Origin of the sequence: Paraburkholderia sp. MM5482-R2, from assembly GCF_050436125.1 — a bacterium.
Classification (GTDB): domain Bacteria; phylum Pseudomonadota; class Gammaproteobacteria; order Burkholderiales; family Burkholderiaceae; genus Paraburkholderia; species Paraburkholderia tuberum.
In genome coordinates, this window is record NZ_JBNDLP010000002.1 from 2157620 (window position 1) to 2174422 (window position 16803).

General features: G+C 65.4%; 13 protein-coding genes and 1 pseudogene. 13 read left to right on the plus strand and 1 reads right to left on the minus strand.

All coding sequences use genetic code 11. The features are described from left to right. The first annotated feature begins 3 nt into the window (after positions 1 to 3). The gene (locus tag OKW37_RS12860) at positions 4 to 780 is read left to right on the plus strand and encodes a 3'-5' exonuclease (protein WP_429336387.1); all 777 of its coding nucleotides are present in this window, start codon (positions 4 to 6) and stop codon (positions 778 to 780) included. 149 nt (positions 781 to 929) lie between these two features. After that, complete coding sequence (rlmD, locus tag OKW37_RS12865; protein ID WP_429406150.1) at positions 930 to 2360, plus strand: 23S rRNA (uracil(1939)-C(5))-methyltransferase RlmD; 1431 nt, start codon at positions 930 to 932, stop codon at positions 2358 to 2360. A 93-nt stretch (positions 2361 to 2453) separates the two neighbouring features. Here the strand turns inward: rlmD and OKW37_RS12870 are convergent, their stop codons facing one another. Continuing rightward, a complete protein-coding gene (locus OKW37_RS12870) occupies positions 2454 to 3314 on the minus strand; it encodes an outer membrane protein assembly factor BamD (RefSeq protein ID WP_090804648.1) in 861 nt (286 codons plus the stop codon). Positions 3315 to 3352: 38 nt separating this feature from the next. Here OKW37_RS12870 and OKW37_RS12875 point away from each other — a divergent pair, with 38 nt between their 5' ends. From OKW37_RS12875 to OKW37_RS12925, 11 genes and pseudogenes are all read left to right on the plus strand, one after another. Then, positions 3353 to 4603: an RluA family pseudouridine synthase gene (locus OKW37_RS12875; RefSeq protein WP_429406148.1), complete on the plus strand. Its 1251-nt coding sequence runs from the start codon at positions 3353 to 3355 to the stop codon at positions 4601 to 4603. Further along, positions 4600 to 5463: a peptidoglycan editing factor PgeF gene (gene pgeF, locus OKW37_RS12880; RefSeq protein WP_429406146.1), complete on the plus strand. Its 864-nt coding sequence runs from the start codon at positions 4600 to 4602 to the stop codon at positions 5461 to 5463. Before OKW37_RS12875 ends, pgeF begins: the two co-directional genes overlap by 4 nt. Positions 5464 to 6069: 606 nt before the next feature. After that, on the plus strand, positions 6070 to 7884 hold the full coding sequence (gene phaC, locus OKW37_RS12885; protein ID WP_429408413.1) for a class I poly(R)-hydroxyalkanoic acid synthase: 1815 nt from the start codon (positions 6070 to 6072) through the stop codon (positions 7882 to 7884). Positions 7885 to 8080: 196 nt separating this feature from the next. Next, positions 8081 to 9262: an acetyl-CoA C-acetyltransferase gene (locus OKW37_RS12890; protein ID WP_184043870.1), complete on the plus strand. Its 1182-nt coding sequence runs from the start codon at positions 8081 to 8083 to the stop codon at positions 9260 to 9262. Positions 9263 to 9489: 227 nt separating this feature from the next. After that, the gene (locus OKW37_RS12895; protein WP_187618774.1) at positions 9490 to 10230 is read left to right on the plus strand and encodes a 3-ketoacyl-ACP reductase; all 741 of its coding nucleotides are present in this window, start codon (positions 9490 to 9492) and stop codon (positions 10228 to 10230) included. Positions 10231 to 10367: 137 nt separating this feature from the next. After that, positions 10368 to 11014, plus strand: a pseudogene (gene phaR, locus OKW37_RS12900) (polyhydroxyalkanoate synthesis repressor PhaR). Between the two features lie 275 nt (positions 11015 to 11289). Continuing rightward, a complete protein-coding gene (locus OKW37_RS12905; RefSeq protein ID WP_429406139.1) occupies positions 11290 to 12333 on the plus strand; it encodes a tRNA dihydrouridine synthase in 1044 nt (347 codons plus the stop codon). Positions 12334 to 12414: 81 nt separating this feature from the next. After that, the gene (gene rimO, locus OKW37_RS12910; protein ID WP_184043864.1) at positions 12415 to 13809 is read left to right on the plus strand and encodes a 30S ribosomal protein S12 methylthiotransferase RimO; all 1395 of its coding nucleotides are present in this window, start codon (positions 12415 to 12417) and stop codon (positions 13807 to 13809) included. A 3-nt stretch (positions 13810 to 13812) separates the two neighbouring features. Further along, positions 13813 to 14763 carry a sugar kinase gene (locus OKW37_RS12915; RefSeq protein ID WP_090804664.1) on the plus strand — a complete coding sequence of 317 codons (951 nt, stop codon included), beginning with the start codon at positions 13813 to 13815 and terminating at the stop codon, positions 14761 to 14763. 87 nt (positions 14764 to 14850) lie between these two features. Next, positions 14851 to 16035, plus strand: a complete 1185-nt coding sequence (gene bktB, locus OKW37_RS12920; protein WP_184064952.1) for a beta-ketothiolase BktB — start codon at positions 14851 to 14853, stop codon at positions 16033 to 16035. A gap of 63 nt (positions 16036 to 16098) precedes the next feature. Next, positions 16099 to 16779, plus strand: coding sequence for a hypothetical protein (locus tag OKW37_RS12925; protein WP_429406134.1), 681 nt, complete (start codon positions 16099 to 16101; stop codon positions 16777 to 16779). The last annotated feature ends 24 nt before the right edge of the window (positions 16780 to 16803 follow it).

Below are 16803 nucleotides of genomic sequence, written 5' to 3' on the forward strand. Positions count from 1 at the left end.
CTGATGACACCGATTCTTGTTTTCGACATCGAGACGATTCCCGATGTCGCCGGCATCCGCCGGCTTGAAGATTTGCCCGCGTCGATGAGCGACGCCGACGTCGCCGAGCACGCGTTCGCCGCACGCCGCGAAAAAACTGGCAGCGATTTTCTGCCGCATCACCTCCAGCGGGTCGCGGCGATTTCCTGCGTGTTCCGTGACAACAACGGTTTTCGCGTGCGCTCGCTCGGTACGCCCGAGGACGGCGAGGCGACGCTCGTGCAGTCGTTCTATCGCGTGATCGAAAAGTACACGCCGCAACTCGTGTCGTGGAACGGCGGCGGTTTCGATCTGCCGGTGCTCAACTATCGCGCGCTCGTCAACGGCATCCCCGCCTACCGGTTCTGGGATCTCGGCGAGGACGACCGCGACTTCAAGTGGAACAACTACATCAGCCGCTACCACGCGCGGCACACCGATCTGATGGACGTGCTCGCGATGTACCAGGCGCGCGCGAACGCGCCGCTCGACGCGCTCGCGAAGATGTGCGGCTTTCCGGGCAAGATGGGCATGGACGGCAGTCAGGTGTGGCAGGCGTTCCAGCAAGGGCGTATCGAGGAAATCCGCAATTACTGCGAGACCGACGTCGTCAATACGTACCTGCTGTATTGCCGCTTCCAACTGATGCGCGGTGGCTTTTCGCCGTCGGAGTATGCTGACGAGATCAACCTCGTGAAGAACGCGCTCGCGCTGGAAGGCGCGCCGCAGTGGGCCGAGTATCTGGCGGCGTTCGAGCAGTAAGCGCGCGCGAGCAGAGCCTCTGCCGGGGAGCCGCAATCCGGGCCGCGATCCGCACTCGCTCCGCGTGTGGTCCGCACCGCATCGCAGGCAAGCCCGGCGCTTCGTCTACAATCTCGCCTTTCCCCCATAGTTTGTCAGGAAGTCCGCAGGTGTCCCGAACTGCCCCCCAACGTCGCTCGCCGCGGCGCTCATCGAAGCATGCCAGGGCGCACGCCCCGGCGCCGGCGCCCGTCATTACCGGCAACGAACCGCTGATCGAAATCGTTTCGCTCGATATGGAAGCGCGCGGCGTGGGCCGCACCACGAGCGAAGACGGCACGCCAGGCAAGGTCGTGTTCGTCGAAGGCGCGCTGCCGGGTGAACTCGTCAGTTATTCGACGCATCGCAGCAAGCCGAAATTCGAGCAGGCCGAAGTCGTCCAGGTGTTCCGCGAAAGCGTGATCCGCACGACGCCGAAATGCACGTACTTCAACATCTGCGGCGGCTGCTCGATGCAGCATCTCGACATGCGCGCGCAGGTGGCGGTCAAGCAGCGCGTGCTCGAGGACAGCCTGCAGCATCTGGCGAAGCTGCGCCCCGAAACGGTGTTCCGGCCGATTCACGGGCCGTCCTGGGGTTATCGCTATCGCGCGCGGCTCGCGGTGCGCTATCTGCCGGAGCGCGGCGGCATGCGCATCGGCTTTCACGAGAAGAAGAGCAGCTATATCGCCGACATGAAGACCTGCGAGGTGCTGCCGCCCCATGTGTCGGCGATGCTGATGCCGCTGCGTTTCATGGTCCGCAAGCTGTCTATCTACGACCGCGTGCCGCAGCTCGAGCTCGCGGTCGGCTCGTCGGTCACGGCGCTCGTCGTGCGCAACCTCGAACCGCTGACGGCCGGGGACGAGCAGGTGCTGCGCGAGTTCGCGGACGAGCACAAGGTGCAGTTCTGGATCCAGCCGGGCGGTCCCGACACGGTCACGCCGCTTTATCCTCTCGACGTGCAGCTCGACTACACGCTGCCCGAATACGGCATCCGTGTGCCATTCAAGCCAACTGATTTCACCCAGGTCAATCACGCGATCAACCGCGTGCTGGTGAGCCGCGCGCTGCGCCTGCTGGCGCCGGCACGCACCGACCGCGTGCTCGACCTGTTCTGCGGGATCGGCAACTTCACGCTGCCGCTCGCGCGAATCTCGCGGGAAGTGGTCGGCATCGAGGGTAGCGAAGTGCTGACCCAGCGCGCGCTCGCGAATGCGGAGCTGAATGGCGTCGCCGGGCATACGTCGTTCGCGTGCCGCAACCTGTTCGAAGTCACCGCCGATGACTTGCGCGCCCTCGGCCAGTTCGACAAGTTCCTCGTCGATCCGCCGCGCGAAGGCGCGCTCGCGATCGCGAAGGCGCTCGCGGAGATCGCGCAGAGCGGCAACGGGCCGCTGCCGACGCGCATCGTCTATGTGTCGTGCGCGCCGGCCACGCTCGCGCGCGATGCCGGGCTGCTCGTGCATGAGGCCGGCTATCGGCTGGTGGGCGCGGGCGTCGTCAATATGTTCCCGCATACGTCGCACGTGGAATCGATTGCGCTGTTCGAGCGCGATTGAGTCTCGCGGCGCGCATAAACGAAAACGCCACGACCGAGGTCGTGGCGTTTTCGTTTTCAGACGAAGGTCAGTGTGCCGTCGGCGCGTGAGGGCTCAGAACTGCCACCACGACTTCGCCGTGCCGGGCCGTGCGTGGCCGGTCACGTACGGGCTGTCGGGGAAGGTGCCGGCCAGCACGCGACGAGTGTCGTCGGCGAGTTGCTGGTTGTTCAGCTTCTCGTACGACAGGATCATGATGTGCAGCGCGTCTTCGATGGCCGGCGCGTTCTTGTACTCGCGCAATGCGAGCTGCGCACGGTTGATGGCGGCGACATAGGCGCCGCGGCGATAGTAGTAGTCCGCGGCGTGGACTTCGTGCGATGCAAGCGCATTCACGATGTAGCGCATGCGCTGCGCGGCGTCCGCCGCGTACTTGCTGTTCGGGAAGCGGTCCACCACGACCTTGAACGCGTCATACGACTCGCGCAGTGACTTCGGATCGCGCTCGCTCATATCCTGGCCCGAGAAGCGGCCGAACAGACCGAGGTCGTCGTTGAAGTGGATCATGCCCTTCAGGTAATACGCGTAGGCGATGTCCGGATGATCCGGGTGCAGCTGGATGAAGCGGTCGATGGCCTGGTCGGCGGCGGCGTTTTCGTTGTCTTTCCAGTTGCAGTACGCGACGTTGATCTGCGCCTGCTGGGCGAAGTGGCCGAACGGGTCGCGGCCCTCGAGCAGCTCGAAATACTTCGCGCACTTGCCCCAGTCGCCACCGGTCAGGGCGTCGTTCGCCTCCGTATATAATTTGTTGTTGTTCCACGCGGCCGTTTCGTCGGTCTTCTCCGGCAGGCCGTGGCAAGCCGCAACAGCGACGACGGCCGCGGCGCACGCAATGTATCCGGCCACTTTCCGGGCCGCCTTCTTGATGGCCGCCAAATTGATCGCCGCTTCAGTGATGGTGTTCAAGGCTCGCATTTTCCAGTCTAGCTTTACGTCCAGGTGACCCAGATTCAATGACCCGCTCAAATACTCCAGGCGCCGCAGGCTCCGGGAATAGCAACGAAGATTATAGCGTAAGCGCCGACCCGGCCGACGCGTTGGGCGCCGATTCCGTCGACGACGATTTCTCCGGCGACGCGCTCGCCGCAAGCAGCCCGCAAGGCTCTGCGGCCGCGGCGGCACCCGTGCCCGTGCGCTCGGCCGACGAAGCGCCGCGCAGCGTCGTGGTACCCGACGAACTGGCCGGCGAGCGACTCGACAAGGTGCTCGCCAAAGTATTCCCGGAGTTCTCGCGCAGCCGTCTGCAAAGCTGGATCGAGGCGCAGCGGGTGCGCGTCGACGGCAAGGCGGCGAAGATCCGCCAGCCGGTGCCGCTTGGCGCGACGATCGAGCTCGTGCCCGATCTGCTGCCCCAGCAGCTCGCCTTCACGCCCGAGCCGGTGCCGCTCGACATCGTCTACGAGGACGACACGCTCGTCGTCATCAACAAGCCGGCCGGCATGGTCGTGCATCCGGCGGCTGGCAACTGGAGCGGCACCGTGCTGAACGGGCTGCTCTACCGCTATGGCGAGTCCGCGGCGGGTCTGCCGCGCGCGGGCATCGTGCATCGGCTCGACAAGGAGACCTCGGGGCTGATGGTGGTCGCGCGCACGCTCGAGGCGCAGACCGACCTCGTGCGCCAGTTGCAGGCGCGCACGGTCAAGCGCCGCTACCTCGCGCTCGTGTGGGGCAACCTGCCCGACGAAGGCACGATCGACGCGCCGATCGGCCGCGATCCGCGCGAGCGCACGCGCATGGCCGTGGTGACGGGCGCGGCCGGCAAGCCGGCGCGCACGCATTTCCGGCGCGTGGCCTCGGCGATCTGGCAGCGTCAGCCGGTCACGGCGATTCACTGCGATCTGGAGACGGGGCGCACGCATCAGATTCGCGTGCATTGCGCGCACATCGGTCATCCGTTGCTCGGCGATCCCGTGTACGGACGCGCGCGCGGCAAGCGCTCGGTCACGCCGCTGCCTGACGGCTTCGCGCGCCAGGCGCTGCACGCGTGGCGGCTCGGCCTGATTCATCCGAAGACCGGCCGCTCGATGCAATGGCGCGCCGAGGTGCCGGCCGACATCGAGGCGTTGTCGGCCGCGCTCGGTCTGGGTCGCGACGACGCGGGCGAGTTCGACGATGCGTATGGCGAGGATGCGGACTACGATGCATCGTTCGACGACGGCGCGTACGATGAAGACAGCGACCACGACGAGGACGATCACGCATGAGCACCAATCTGCCGGAGCTGGGTTTTGCCGATGTCGTGCAACCCGCATGGAACGTGTCGCCGCGCGTGCGCGCGCTCGTGACCACCCGCGACGGCGGCGTCAGCGACGCGCCGTTCGGCCGCTGGCGCGACGGCGCCGACCAGCCCGGCGGGCTGAATCTGGGCATGAAGACCGGCGACGATCCCGCCGCGGTCGCGAGCAATCGGGCACGGCTCGTCGCGCTTGCCGGAGTTCGCGAGGCCGCGTGGCTCGAACAGATCCATGGCGCCGGCATCGTCCCCGCCGAGGATGCGATCGCTCACGCGCGCGAGCATGGTGCGCCGGCGCGCGCCGACGCGAGCGTCACCGATGGCGCGGGCATCGCGTGCGTCGTCATGGTCGCCGATTGCATGCCGGTGCTGTTGTGCGACGAAGCGGGGCGCGCGGTCGGCGCCGCGCATGCCGGGTGGCGCGGACTCGCGGCGGGCATCGTCGAGCAGACCGCCGCGCGGGTCGCGGCGCTGGCGGGTGTGCGGGCGAGCGAGCTGCATGCGTACCTCGGGCCGTCGATCGGGCCCACCGCGTTCGAAGTCGGCACAGACGTGCGTGACGCCTTCATGACCGGCGCCGACGATGCACAACGCGACGCGACCGCGCAGGCGTTCGTCGCGCATCCCGCGAATGCCGGCAAATATCTCGCCGATCTGCCGGCGCTGGCGCGCCTGCGCCTGCAGCGGCTCGGCCTTACGCGCATCAGCGGCGGCGATCTGTGCACGGTCACGTTGCGCGAGCGTTTTTATTCGTATCGCCGTGATCGCGAGACCGGTCGCATGGCCGCGTTGATCTGGATCGACGAACAGGCGCAATCAATTGCCGATTAATTCGGGATGGCGCGCGGGCGCATCTTGTCATACTTTTAATATCGAGCCGTGGTTTTATTTCGCGTGAATGCGCACCGGGTCGTTATTCGCGAATCCCACTGCCGACCCGTCGCTGACGGCCCGTTCCCCGGCCTTCACGCGCATTTTTTGTTGCGCCGCCGGAAGGCCCGCCGATAGCGCGAATCGCCCGCCAGCTGTGTGGGCGACCGAACGAATAAATTTGCTTAAGTGCCATGCGCCATAGGAGTTTTTCGGATTTACCCGCGGCAGGCATCATTTGATTCGTTAAAGCGCGATTTGCCATACAGGGAAAACGATAATTAAAAAACTATCGCACTGCGGCAAAATCGGGAGCAAGCATTGACATGCCTTGTGATGGGGAGCAAGAATGTTCCTTCTAAGCTCCTCGTCGTTCATGGGACAGGGCGTGACGAAGTCGCGAGCAATCGCCACGTGCGCACGGACCTGCCCCTCAACCCGTCCGCAAGGACTTACCGGTCAAAAGCAGGTATGGCAGCATCTCATTCCTCAGCTTCCCCCAGCACCGACTCCTCGAAGGAGCAGACGCAGCAGGCCGGTACGAGCGGTGTATCGTCAGCCGCAGGCATGCAGCAATTTCTCGACGCCTGGATGAACGCCTGGCGTTCGTTCGGCGCGCAGCCCAATGGCACGGCATTTCAGATGCCCTCAATGCCGCAGATGCCGGACCTCGCGCAGATAACGGCGGGCTTCCCGCAAATACCGGCGTTTCCCGGCATGCCCGACTTCAGCAAGCTGGCCGCCGGTGCGTTGCCGTCGTTGCCGGGGCTGAGCATTCCCACCGCCGCGATTCCGCCCGAGCGTTTGCAGAAGCTGCAGACCGACTATTCGCGCGAGGCGATGGAGCTGATCCAGCAGGCCACCGCGTCGGCGATCAAGGCGCCCGAGCTCAAGGACCGGCGCTTTAGCGCGGACGCCTGGAGCGCGGCGCCCGCCTACGCGTTCACCGCCGCGTGGTATCTGCTGAACGCGCGCTATCTGCAGCAGATGGTCGACGCGCTCGACACCCAGCCGAAAACCCGCGAGCGCATTCGCTTCGCGGTCCAGCAGTGGACCGCGGCGGCCTCGCCGAGCAACTTCTTCGCGCTGAATCCCGAAGCGCAGAAAACGCTGCTCGACAGCAAAGGCGAGAGCTTGCGCCAGGGCGTGATGAACCTGCTCACCGACATGCAGCGCGGCAAGATTTCCCAAACCGACGAATCGCGTTTCGCGGTCGGCGAGAACCTCGCGAACACCGAAGGCTCGGTCGTGTTCGAGAACGATCTGCTGCAGCTGATCCAGTACAAGCCGCGCACGGCGACCGTGCGCGAGCGGCCGCTCCTGATCGTGCCGCCGTGCATCAACAAGTACTACATTCTCGACCTGCAGCCCGAAAACTCGCTCGTCGCGCACGGGCTTGATTCGGGCCATCAGGTGTTCCTGATTTCGTGGCGCAACGCGGATCAGTCCATCGCGCACAAGACGTGGGACGACTACATCGGCGAGGGTGTGCTCACCTCGATCGACACCGTGCGCAAGATCAGCGGCCGCGAGCAGATCAATACGCTCGGCTTTTGCGTCGGCGGCACGATGCTCGCCACCGCGCTCGCGGTGGCTGCGGCGCGCGGCGAACATCCGGCCGCGTCGATGACGCTGCTCACCGCGATGCTCGACTTCTCCGACACGGGCGTGCTCGACGTGTTCGTCGACGAGGCGCACGTGCAGATGCGCGAGCAGAGCATCGGCGGCAAGAACGGCGCGCCGCCGGGACTGATGCGCGGCGTCGAGTTCGCGAACACGTTCTCGTTCCTGCGCCCGAACGACCTCGTGTGGAACTACGTCGTCGACAGTTACCTGAAGGGCCGCACGCCGGTACCGTTCGACCTGCTGTACTGGAACAGCGATTCGACCAGTCTGCCTGGGCCGATGTACGTCTGGTATCTGCGCAACACGTATCTCGAGAACAAGCTGCGCGAGCCCGGTGCGCTGACCACCTGCGGCGAGCCGATCGATCTGTCGAAGATCGACGTGCCGACCTTCATCTACGGTTCGCGCGAAGACCATATCGTGCCGTGGCAAACCGCGTATGCGTCGGCGCCGCTGCTCACCGGGCCGCTAAAGTTCGTGCTCGGCGCGTCGGGCCATATCGCCGGCGTGATCAATCCGCCCGCGAAGAAGAAGCGCAGCTTCTGGAAGCTCGATACCGACGCGAACACGCTGCCCGAAAGCGCGGACGAATGGTTCGACGCGGCGACCGAAGTGCCCGGCAGCTGGTGGCCGGAATGGACCGACTGGCTCGATCAGTACGGCGGCAAGAAAGTGAAGCCGCGCGCCAATTTGGGCTCCGACGAATTCCCGGTCATCGAGCCGGCGCCGGGCCGCTACGTGCGGCAACGGGAGTAGGTTCACGCACAGGCTCGACGCGCGCGGACGGCATTGCTGTCGACGTCGGCATAGTGCGCAGTCGGCCGGTGCATAGGTGTTTGGCAGGTGAATGAGCGTCTGGTTGATGAAGGCGTGAGAGCAACGCAAGTTGCAACGCAATTTTTAACGTAACGGGCTGTGGCGCAGTTGGCCGGGATGCCCGGAGGATATGGAAATGACTGATGTTGTGATCGTATCGGCCGCTCGTACTGCAGTGGGCAAGTTTGGTGGGTCGCTGGCGAAGATTGCCGCACCTGAACTCGGCGCGCTCGCGGTGCGCGCCGTGCTCGAACGGGCAGGCGTGAAGCCGGAACAGGTGAGCGAAGTTATTCTGGGCCAGGTGCTGACGGCGGGCTCCGGTCAGAACCCCGCGCGTCAGGCGCTGATCAAGGCGGGTTTGCCGGCGGCCGTGCCGGGCATGACGATCAACAAGGTCTGCGGCTCGGGTCTGAAGGCCGTGATGCTCGCGGCCAACGCGATCATCGCCGGTGACGCGGACATCGTCGTGGCAGGCGGCCAGGAAAACATGAGCGCCGCGCCGCACGTGCTGCCGGGTTCGCGCGACGGTTTCCGCATGGGCGACGCGAAGCTGATCGACTCGATGATCGTCGACGGCCTGTGGGACGTCTACAACCAGTACCACATGGGCGTGACGGCCGAAAACGTCGCGAAGGAGCACGGCATCACGCGCGAACAGCAGGACGCGTTCGCGGCGCTGTCGCAGAACAAGGCGGAAGCCGCGCAGAAGGCGGGGCGCTTCAACGACGAAATCGTGCCGGTCGAGATTCCGCAACGCAAGGGCGAGCCGCTGCGCTTCACCACCGACGAATTCGTGCGTCATGGCGTGACGGCCGAATCACTCGCGAGCCTGAAGCCGGCGTTCTCGAAGGAAGGCACGGTCACGGCGGCCAACGCATCGGGTCTGAACGACGGCGCAGCCGCGGTGCTCGTGATGTCGCTGAAAAAAGCGGAAGCGCTCGGCCTCACGCCGCTCGCGCGCATCAAGGCATACGCGAACGCGGGTGTCGATCCGAAGGTGATGGGTATGGGCCCGGTACCGGCTTCGCGCCGTTGCCTCGAGCGCGCGGGCTGGACGCCGGCCGACCTCGACCTGATGGAAATCAACGAAGCGTTTGCGGCGCAGGCGCTCGCCGTGCACAAGCAGATGGGCTGGGACACGTCGAAGATCAACGTGAACGGCGGCGCGATCGCGATCGGCCACCCGATCGGCGCGTCCGGTTGCCGGATTCTCGTCACGCTGCTGCACGAAATGCAGAAGCGCGATGCGAAGAAGGGGCTGGCGTCGCTGTGTATCGGCGGCGGCATGGGTGTCGCGCTCGCGGTCGAGCGCGTTTAAAGTACGCTGGGTACGCCGCGCGCACTCGCGACCGGTCGCGCGCGGTCTTCGCCGGCACAGGCATCTGGCCGCGCGGCACGCCAACTGGCGGTGCCGCGCGTTGCAACAGGTGACTCGTGTCGGCAGTGCGCGTTGCCAGACGGTCGCCCGGCGGCAACGCGAACCAGCATCAGGCGAGGCACGAGGCCGCCGGCAGGCGCCTCGACAACGATAACGGAGTGTGGTTTATGACACAGCGAATTGCGTACGTAACGGGCGGCATGGGCGGCATCGGCACCAGCATCTGCCAGCGTCTGCACAAGGAAGGCTTCAGGGTGATCGCCGGCTGCGGCCCGAATTCGCCGCGCCGTGCGAAGTGGCTCGACGAGCAGAAGGTACTCGGCTACGACTTCGTCGCCTCCGAGGGTAACGTCGGTGACTGGCAATCGACCAAGGACGCATTCGACAAGGTCAAGGCCGAAGTCGGCGAGATCGACGTGCTGGTCAACAATGCCGGCATCACGCGCGACGTCGTGTTCCGCAAGATGACGCACGAAGACTGGACGGCGGTGATCGACACCAATCTGACCAGCCTGTTCAACGTCACCAAGCAGGTGATCGACGGCATGGTCGAGCGTGGCTTTGGCCGGGTGATCAACATTTCGTCGGTGAACGGCCAGAAGGGCCAGTTCGGCCAGACCAATTATTCGACCGCGAAGGCTGGCATTCATGGCTTTACGATGTCGCTCGCACAGGAAGTGGCGACCAAGGGCGTGACGGTCAACACCGTGTCGCCGGGCTACATCGGCACCGACATGGTCAAGGCGATCCGCCCCGACGTGCTGGAAAAAATCGTCGCGACGATTCCGGTGCGCCGCCTCGGTCAGCCGGACGAAATCGGCTCGATCGTCGCGTGGCTTGCGTCGGAAGAATCGGGCTTCTCCACGGGCGCCGATTTTTCGCTGAACGGCGGCTTGCATATGGGCTGAGCCATCGGCGCGCCGGACCGGAAGGCGGCGCGCTTCGGCTCAGATGGTTTCGCCGGCGTCCCGGCTGCGCAATGGATCCCGTTGCACAGCCCGGACGCCGTTTCCGCGTTTGCTTAACTCGAGCTTAAAGGCGTTACATGACTACTACTACAAAGAAAACGCCGCCGAACGACTGATCAAGAAATATCCGAATCGTCGGCTCTACGACACCGAGACGAGTACCTACATCACGCTGACTGATGTGAAGCAACTCGTGCTCGATCAGGAAGATTTCAAGGTGATCGATGCCAAAAGCAACGAGGACCTGACGCGCTCGATCCTGCTGCAGATCATTCTCGAAGAAGAGAGCGGCGGCCTGCCGATGTTCTCGTCGTCGATGCTGTCGCAGATCATCCGGTTCTACGGTCATGCGATGCAAGGCATGATGGGCACGTATCTGGAAAAGAACATCCAGGCCTTCATCGACATTCAGGCGAAGCTTGCCGACCAGTCGAAGAATCTCTATGAAGGCAAGGCGATGAACCCCGAAGTCTGGTCGCAGTTCATGAACATGCAGGCGCCGATGATGCAGGGCATGATGACCAGCTACATCGAGCAATCGAAGAACATGTTCGTGCAGATGCAGGAGCAGATGCAGAATCAGGCGAAGACCATGTTCGCCACGTTCCCGTTTACGCCGGGCGGCGCGGTCACTGCGAGCAATGCGAGCAATGCGAGCAATGCGAGCAATGTGAGCAATGCGCCGGCCACGCCGCAGGCCAATCCGGAGACGGAGAAGAAGTGAAGGAGTGAATGGCGGCGAGCTCGCGGGAGTGCAGCCGCCGACGCGCTACAATGGCGGCCCGCGCGTGGGGACGCTTTTCCGTCGGAACCGGATTCCGGCCGCGGCTCGATGTCCGTTGCGTCCACTGCCGGCACACCGCTGCTTGCGCCGTTACCGTTTTTCTTCCGCTGGACCCGTCCTATGTTTCAGACCGTCTCCCTGATCGCGTCAGCGTCTTCCGTTGCGAAGGCCGCGCGGCTCATTCTGCTCTGACCCGCCGTTCACCCACACCGCTCATGAGCCGGCTGTTTCTCGCCCCAATGGAAGGGCTCGCTGACTATGTGCTGCGCGACGTGCTGACGAGCGCGGGCGCTTTCGACGGCTGCGTGTCTGAGTTCATCCGCATCACAGGCTCGCTGCTGCCAACCCGCGTCTACGAGCGCGAGGCGCCCGAAATCCTGCACGCGAGCGTGACCGCCAGCGGCACGCCGATGGTGATCCAGCTGCTCGGCAGCGATCCCGAGTGGATGGCACGCAATGCCGCGTACGCGGCCATGCTGTCGCCCTACGGTATCGACCTGAACTTCGGCTGTCCCGCCAAAGTCGTCAATCAGCACGGCGGCGGCGCGATGCTGCTCGCGAACCCGAAGTTGCTGAACCAGATCGTCTCGGCCGTGCGCGCCGCGGTGCCTGCCGATATCGCGGTGACGGCAAAAATGCGCCTCGGCGTGTCCGACACGTCGCGGGCGATCGAATGCGCGCAGGCGCTCGCGGACGGCGGCGCGGCCTCGCTCGTCGTGCATGCGCGCACGCGCGACGACCGCTATCGGCCGCCGGCGCACTGGGAGTGGATCGCGCGCATCGACGACGCCGTCGACGTGCCCGTCATCGCGAACGGCGAAGTCTGGACGGTGGCGGACTGGCAGCGTTGCCGCTCGGTCAGCGCCTGCGCGGACGTGATGATCGGGCGCGGCGCCGTGTCGGATCCGTTCCTCGCGCAGCGAATCCGCGGGCTCCTCGACCCGTGTCCATCTGCCGACGAATGGCAGCAGGTGCTGGGTTCGATCGTCGGCTACATGAACAAGCTGCGGGCGCATGGCACGCTGACCCATGAGCACGGCCGCGTCAAGAAGTGGCTCAGCTACCTGCAGCGGACCTGGCCGCAAGCCGCCGAACTGCATGCGGCGATCCGGCGAGTGCAGGACTCTGACGAAATTCTTACGGTAATCGGCCAGGCGCTGGCGGCCGGAGACGCGTCGGCGCCGACGCGTCAGCACGTTTCCAGCGACGAAAATAGCGAGCTGAATCAACCTGGTCCTGCCGAACCCATCCCCGTTTGAAGACTAGAATTCAAAGACTTACGAGCGGTGGCGGTGGCGAACCGCTACAATTCAGGGTTTAACGTCTTCAAGCGGTTCCCCATGTCTTCCACCCCCTCGAACGCTCCGGCCGTGCCGGGCGCCACGCCGAAAGTCGGCTTCGTCTCTCTCGGCTGCCCCAAGGCCCTCGTCGATTCCGAGCAGATCATCACCCAGTTGCGCGCCGAAGGCTACGAAATCTCCGGCACCTACGACGGCGCAGACCTCGTGGTCGTCAACACCTGCGGCTTCATCGACGAAGCCGTGCAGGAAAGCCTCGACGCGATCGGCGAAGCGCTCAACGAAAACGGCAAGGTGATCGTCACCGGTTGCCTCGGTGCGAAGAAGAGCGCGAGCGGTTCGGGGCTGATCGAGGAAGTGCATCCGAAGGTGCTCGCGGTGACCGGCCCGCACGCGCTCGGCGAGGTGATGCAGGCGGTGCACAGCCATCTGCCGAAGCCGCACGATCCGTTCGTCGATCTGGTGCCCGCCGCGGGCGTCAAGCTCACGCCGCGCCACTACGCGTACCTGAAGATTTCCGAAGGCTGCAATCACCGCTGCACGTTCTGCATCATCCCGTCGATGCGCGGCGATCTGGTGTCGCGCCCGGTCGCGGAAGTGATGCTCGAGGCGGAGAACCTGTTCAAGTCCGGCGTGAAGGAACTGCTCGTGATCTCGCAGGACACGAGCGCATATGGCGTCGACGTCAAATACCGCACCGGTTTCTGGAACGGCAAGCCGATCAAGACGCGCATGACGGATCTGGTCGCCGCGCTCGGCGAACTCGCCGCGCAATACGGTGCGTGGGTGCGTCTGCATTACGTGTATCCGTATCCGAGCGTCGACGAAGTGATTCCGATGATGGCCGAGGGTCCGTACAAGGGCCACGTGCTGCCGTATCTCGACGTGCCGTTCCAGCACGCGCATCCGGAAGTGCTGAAGCGCATGAAGCGCCCGGCCAACGCCGGGAAGGTGATGGAGCGCGTCAAGGCCTGGCGCGAGATCTGCCCCGATCTGACGATCCGCAGCACGTTCATCGCCGGCTTTCCGGGCGAGACCGAAGAGCAGTTCGAGACGCTGCTCGATTTCATCCGCGAGGCGGAGCTCGATCGCGTCGGCTGTTTCGCGTATTCGCCGGTCGAAGGCGCGAGCGCGAATGAACTCGACGGCGCGCTGCCCGATGAAGTGCGTGAGGAACGTCGCGCGCGCTTCATGGAAGTGGCCGAGCAGGTGTCGGCCAAGCGCATCGCGAGGAAGGTCGGCAAGACGTTGAAGGTGCTCGTCGACGAAATCAACGCGGACGGCGGCATCGGCCGCACCGCGGCGGATGCGCCGGAGATCGACGGCGTCGTCTATATCGCGCCGTCCGCCAAGGCGTCGAAGCGCTACAAGGTCGGCGATTTCGTATCGGTGAAGATCACCGGCGCGGACGGCCACGATTTGTGGGGCGAGGTCTAAGCGATGACGCACAGCGCGGCCGCACAGCCTGAAGCTCACACACCGGACATCCTCGCGCTCGGCGAGGCGATGATCGAATTCAACCAGTCGGCGAAGGATCAACCGAACTACCTGCAAGGCTTCGGCGGCGACACGTCGAACTTCTGCATTGCGGCCGCGCGCCAGGGTGCGAGGACCGGTTTCGTGTCGGCGGTCGGCGCCGATCATTTCGGACGCCTGCTGGTCGATCTGTGGGAGCGCGAGCAGGTCGACACGTCGTTCGTGCGCATCGATGCGCAGGCGTCGACCGGCGTCTATTTCGTGTCTCACGGCCCCAACGGCCACGCGTTCGACTATCTGCGCGCGGGCTCGGCGGCGAGCCGCTATGCACCCGCCGATCTGCCGCGCGACGCGCTCGCGGCGGCGAAGGTCGTCCATCTGTCCGGCATCAGTCTCGCGATCAGCGTCAGCGCCTGCGACGCCGCGCTCGAAGCGATCGCGCATGCGCGCGCGAATGGCGCGCGCGTGAGCTTCGACACCAATCTGCGTCTTAAGCTGTGGCCGCTGGCGCGGGCGCGCGCGGTGATGCTCGAGGCGATCCGCCAGACTGACATCTGCCTGCCGAGCTGGGACGATGTGACCGAACTGACGGGGCTGACCGGCCGTGACGAGATCGTCGATTTTCTGCTGTCGCATGGTCCGGGCGTGGTCGCGCTGAAGCTCGGCAAGGACGGCTCGTATATCGCGACGCCGAACGAGCGGCGCGTCGTGCCGGGCCATGTCGTCGACGCGGTCGATGCGACCGGCGCCGGCGACTGCTTCGGCGGCGCCTTTATCGCGCGCATCGTCGCGGGCGACGATCCATTTGCCGCCGCGCGCTACGCGAACGTTGCCGCCGCGCTGTCCACGCAAGGTTATGGCGCGGTCGCGCCGATTCCGTCGCGCGAGACAGTCGAGCGGCGGCTGGCGAACTAGGTTTTACGTAAGCCGCGCGCGGCGCAGCATGGCCCGCGCTGGTGCAATCATCCAGGAAGACTGGAGAGACAACAGGAGGGACAAGCGATGCAACGGGACGTAGTGGTGGTAAGTGGTGTGCGCACGGCAATCGGCACGTTCGGCGGCAGCCTGAAGGATTTCGCGCCGACCGATCTCGGCGCGCGCGTGGTGCGCGAAGTGCTCGAGCGCGCGAGCGTGTCGGGCGACGAAGTCGAACACGTCGTGTTCGGCAACGTCGTGCACACCGAGCCGAAAGACATGTATCTCGCGCGCGTCGCGGCGATCAACGGCGGGGTCGCGCAGCATACGCCCGCGCTGACCGTGAACCGGCTGTGCGGCTCGGGCTTGCAGGCCATCGTGTCGGCCGCGCAAAGCGTGCTGCTCGGCGACGCCGATATCGCGATCGGCGGAGGCGCTGAAAACATGAGCCGCGCGCCTTACTCGATGCCGGCCGCGCGCTTCGGACAGCGCATGGGCGACGCGCGTCTCGTCGACATGATGGTCGGCGCGCTCAACGATCCTTTCCAGTCGATCCACATGGGCGTGACCGCCGAGAACGTCGCGCGCAAGTACGAGATCTCGCGCGACGCCCAGGACGCGCTCGCGCTCGAGTCGCATCGTCGCGCGGCCCACGCGATCACGAGCGGCTACTTCAAGGAACAGATTCTGCCGATCACGATTGCGTCGAAGAAAGGCGACGTCGTGTTCGACACCGACGAGCACGCGAGGCTGAACGCAACAGCGGACGACTTCGCGAAGTTGAAGCCGGTGTTCGCGAAGGAAAACGGCACGGTGACGGCGGGCAACGCCTCGGGCATCAACGACGCGGCCGCGGCCGTCGTACTGATGGAGCGTAGCGTCGCCGAGCGGCGCGGCGTGAAGCCGTTGGCGCGACTCGTGTCGTACGCGCATGCGGGCGTCGATCCGGCGTATATGGGCATCGGCCCGGTGCCGGCGAGTCGCAAGGCGCTCGAGCGGGCGGGTCTCACGGTCGCCGATCTCGACGTGATCGAGGCCAACGAGGCATTCGCCGCGCAGGCCTGCGCGGTCAGCAAGGAGCTCGGCTTCGATCCGGCCAAGGTCAATCCGAACGGCTCGGGCATTTCGCTCGGCCATCCGATCGGCGCGACCGGCGCGCTGATCACCGTGAAGGCGCTGTACGAGCTGCAGCGCATCGGCGGGCGCTATGCGCTCGTCACGATGTGCATCGGCGGCGGGCAGGGGATCGCGGCGATTTTCGAGCGTCTGTGAGCGCGCACGGCAGGCCGGCGCGACATAGGTAGCAAGCAGGAACCAGCAACAAGGATCGACGGGATGCAGGAAGCGAAAGTGACGAAGGGTTCGGCAACCCGCACGGCAACGCACGCCTTGCGCCGGCGCGCCGGCATGGTGGTGAGTGCCGCCGCGCTGTTGTGCACGGGCACGGTGCTGTGGATGCCGTCGCAGGCGTGGGCCGAAAGCGATGCGGTCAAGGCACTAGCCGCGCCGCCGCCGATCCAGCTGCCGCTGAAACCGAGCCCCGAGTTCGCGAAGTTTCCGCGCTATGTGGGCACGCTCGGCGCGCGGCCGATCGTGCTGCGGCTCGGGCCCAAGACCGACGATCCATCTGGCGTGCACGGCGAGTATCAGTACACGGATAGCGGCGAGGTGATTCTGATCGCCGGCGATCGCGACGGCGATACGCTCGAAGTCGAGGAATCGAACGACGGCACGCATATCACCGGCAACTGGGTCGGCAAGTTCGCGGCGGACGGCTCGCTCGAAGGCGACCGCATGAACGTCGACGATTCGAACCCGCAGGAATTCAACCTGAAGCCGCTGGCGGCAGGGCAGGCGGTGCCGGTGACCGGTTCGGCCGGCGGTGCGGCGGCGAGGCCTGCAGCCCCCTCACCGCAACCGGCCGCGGCCAACGGCGCAGCGGCGGCTCCCGCGCCGGCATCCGCTGCCGGGGGGCACCCAGTGGGCGGCGTCAGCAACCTGCAAACGGGCTACTGATGCGCACGCGCGCCGGGCATCCGG

Excerpts from the sequence above, each read along its gene's own strand:
- OKW37_RS12860 (WP_429336387.1), top strand. The coding sequence starts at position 4 with ATGACACCGATTCTTGTTTTCGACATCGAGACGATTCCCGATGTCGCC.
- OKW37_RS12870 (WP_090804648.1), bottom strand. The coding sequence starts at position 3,314 with ATGCGAGCCTTGAACACCATCACTGAAGCGGCGATCAATTTGGCGGCC.
- OKW37_RS12875 (WP_429406148.1), top strand. The coding sequence starts at position 3,353 with ATGACCCGCTCAAATACTCCAGGCGCCGCAGGCTCCGGGAATAGCAAC.
- pgeF (WP_429406146.1), top strand. The coding sequence starts at position 4,600 with ATGAGCACCAATCTGCCGGAGCTGGGTTTTGCCGATGTCGTGCAACCC.
- phaC (WP_429408413.1), top strand. The coding sequence starts at position 6,070 with ATGCAGCAATTTCTCGACGCCTGGATGAACGCCTGGCGTTCGTTCGGC.
- OKW37_RS12890 (WP_184043870.1), top strand. The coding sequence starts at position 8,081 with ATGACTGATGTTGTGATCGTATCGGCCGCTCGTACTGCAGTGGGCAAG.
- OKW37_RS12895 (WP_187618774.1), top strand. The coding sequence starts at position 9,490 with ATGACACAGCGAATTGCGTACGTAACGGGCGGCATGGGCGGCATCGGC.
- OKW37_RS12905 (WP_429406139.1), top strand. The coding sequence starts at position 11,290 with ATGAGCCGGCTGTTTCTCGCCCCAATGGAAGGGCTCGCTGACTATGTG.
- rimO (WP_184043864.1), top strand. The coding sequence starts at position 12,415 with ATGTCTTCCACCCCCTCGAACGCTCCGGCCGTGCCGGGCGCCACGCCG.
- OKW37_RS12915 (WP_090804664.1), top strand. The coding sequence starts at position 13,813 with ATGACGCACAGCGCGGCCGCACAGCCTGAAGCTCACACACCGGACATC.
- bktB (WP_184064952.1), top strand. The coding sequence starts at position 14,851 with ATGCAACGGGACGTAGTGGTGGTAAGTGGTGTGCGCACGGCAATCGGC.
- OKW37_RS12925 (WP_429406134.1), top strand. The coding sequence starts at position 16,099 with ATGCAGGAAGCGAAAGTGACGAAGGGTTCGGCAACCCGCACGGCAACG.